Raw genomic sequence first — 2,382 nt, 5'->3', positions numbered from 1 at the left:
ACCAAAACCCTCTTGTCTGATAGTTCTCACTGCGAAGCATGCTGATGGCTGACTGCTGTTAGACTGCGTAAGCGACAGAACCGTCTTCACGCAAAGGTGTCGTGCCGGTATTCATCGGTTGGTAAGGGTTCTTCTCGATTAAGCTATCGTCAAGTTCGATACCCAAACCCGGGGCTTCAGGGATTGGAATGTATCCGCCTTCTCGCTGATACGCCACTTTATAAACGGCGAAATCGTCGGATTCATCACCTTTCGTGTATTCTTGTGTGATGAAGTTCGGGATACTTGCATCTAAGTGAAGCGATGCTGCGGTAATGAGCGGGCCGAGGAAGTTGTGTGTGACAACCGCGCTGTGATACGCTTCAGCAAGTGCCGCGATTTTCTTGCAATGTGTTATACCGCCTGCTAAACCGAGGTCGGGACGCACGTATTGCGGTCCACCTGCTTCAAGAAGTTCACGGAATTCCCAGATGCTGACATTGCGTTCGCCGATGGCGAGCGGGGTTGTCATCCGTTTTGCTAATTCCGCTTGCGTTGTAATCGTATCTATCTGAATTGGGTCTTCGATGAAATAGAGGTTAAACGGTGCCAGTGCGGATTCTAAGACGATGCCGTTCATCGGTGTCAGTTTCCGATGTACCTCAACGATCAGGTCAAGATCGGGTCCACCGCCTTCACGCGCCGCTGCGACGATGTCGCGGGCAGTCTTGACGAGTCGATCAACTGTCATGTCTTGGAAGTTTCCGACCACCGGATCAAACTTGAGTGCCGTGAAGCCTTCTTCGACAGCTGCTTTCGCTGCGTCATACATCGTTTCCGGTGTGCTACCGCCACCGAGAAGATGTAAGCGAATCTTATCACGACAGTTGCCGCCTAACAGTTCCCAAATCGGGACACCGAAATATTTGCCCTTGATGTCCCACAAAGCGATATCCACGGCACTAATAGCACCGCTGAGCGCAGTCCCACGGAATGGACCCATGCGATAGAGATACTGCCAGTGATGCTCAATCCGCAACGGGTTCTGCCCAATGAGGTGTTTCTTAAACGTGTTGATGATACTATCAACGGCTTCTGGGTACCCCCAGCACGCGGTCTGTCCAACACCGCTGATGCCTGTATCTGTATGAATCCGAATTACGTAGCCGTTCCTGATAAAAAACGACTCAATCTTATCAATCTTCATAGAACCCTCCTATCAGAAGGTGATTTTACTTGATGCGTTGTATTTTATCACGAGCGCGCGAATTTAACAATAGAGAAAACGTGATGACAAATGCTTCTCGGCTTCCAAATCAAACAGTTGACACAAATTTGTGCGCATGTTAATATAGTAGCAAATTTCGGAAACCGGCAAACTGCACGATTCAACGAGGAGGCACATCATGGGTATGTATCGAACTGGGATCGTTGGCGGGAGGCGCGGCGTACACCATGCCCGACGTTATGAAGGCATTGAAAACATGAAGGTAATCGCCATCTGCGAAATTGACGAGGAACGTTTAAAAGTAGCGGTGGAAGAACTCAACGTCCCGGGATACACAGATTACGTCGAGATGTTGGAAAAGGAGAAACCCGATATTATCCATGCTGTCACAGAGCCGACGGTGCCGCGGCATATCTGGGTAGAACCTGCCGCTGAAGCGGGTGTTAAAGCATTAGTGATAGAAAAACCACTTGCGCTCAGACCCAGCGAAGCGGAAGCACTCGCTGCGGCGTATGAAAAGACAGGTTTGAAGATTATCGTCAATCACCAGCGACGATATCTACCCTTTGCTGAGAAGCTTCTGGAGTTTTTTGCCAACGATAGTCTCGGCGACATCCATTTCATTCGTGCTTGCACCGAGGGCGACATTACCGATATGGATACGCACTTGATGGACGTTGTGCTTTTCGCCCTGAAAGACATCCCGATTACACACGTATGGGGTGCCGTTCAGGGCGCAGAAATCTATCACATTCCGCATCGGCAATGCCCCGAAGATTTGATGGCGATTTACACGTTCGAGAATGGTGCCCGCGTCTTTTTTGAGTCCGCACGGACAGCGTTCGGAACCATTGATTTCCCCGGCAGTAATCCGCGGTGCAACCTTGATTTTTGGGGAACAAAAGGCAGAATGTGGTGGCGAGAAAACGGTTCATGGGGCTATCAGTTTGACGGTATGACAGAGCATTTTGTTGAGGAAACCCACTTTGGTGAAGATGACAAATTCGGACAGCGCGACTTTACGCAAGCGATTGCTACATGGCTCGATGACGAAAATCAACCACATCGCAATAAGTTAGAGTACGCGATGCTTGGGTTTGATTTGATTATGGCGGCGTATCGCTCCGCGCTCATTGGCGAACGAATTGCGTGGCCCCCTAAACTCTCCGATGAAG

2 protein-coding genes are annotated in these 2,382 nt (G+C 49.9%); one reads left to right on the top strand and one right to left on the bottom strand.

Translation table 11 applies throughout. The features are described from left to right. Positions 1 to 58: 58 nt before the first annotated feature. On the bottom strand, positions 59 to 1,186 hold the full coding sequence (locus J4G07_22490) for a mandelate racemase/muconate lactonizing enzyme family protein (protein ID MCE2416753.1): 1,128 nt from the start codon (positions 1,184 to 1,186) through the stop codon (positions 59 to 61). Positions 1,187 to 1,385: 199 nt separating this feature from the next. Here J4G07_22490 and J4G07_22485 point away from each other — a divergent pair. After that, positions 1,386 to 2,382 (top strand): Gfo/Idh/MocA family oxidoreductase (locus J4G07_22485; GenBank protein MCE2416752.1); only part of this gene is annotated, 997 nt, incomplete at its 3' end.

It is taken from the genome of Candidatus Poribacteria bacterium (assembly GCA_021295715.1).
GTDB lineage: Bacteria > Poribacteria > WGA-4E > WGA-4E > WGA-3G > WGA-3G.
The sequence above is the reverse complement of the archived record's forward strand: the minus strand, read 5'-3'. Positions and strand labels throughout refer to the sequence as shown.

Coding starts and splice junctions, on each gene's coding strand:
- J4G07_22490 (MCE2416753.1), bottom strand. CDS start 1,186: ATGAAGATTGATAAGATTGAGTCGTTTTTTATCAGGAACGGCTACGTA.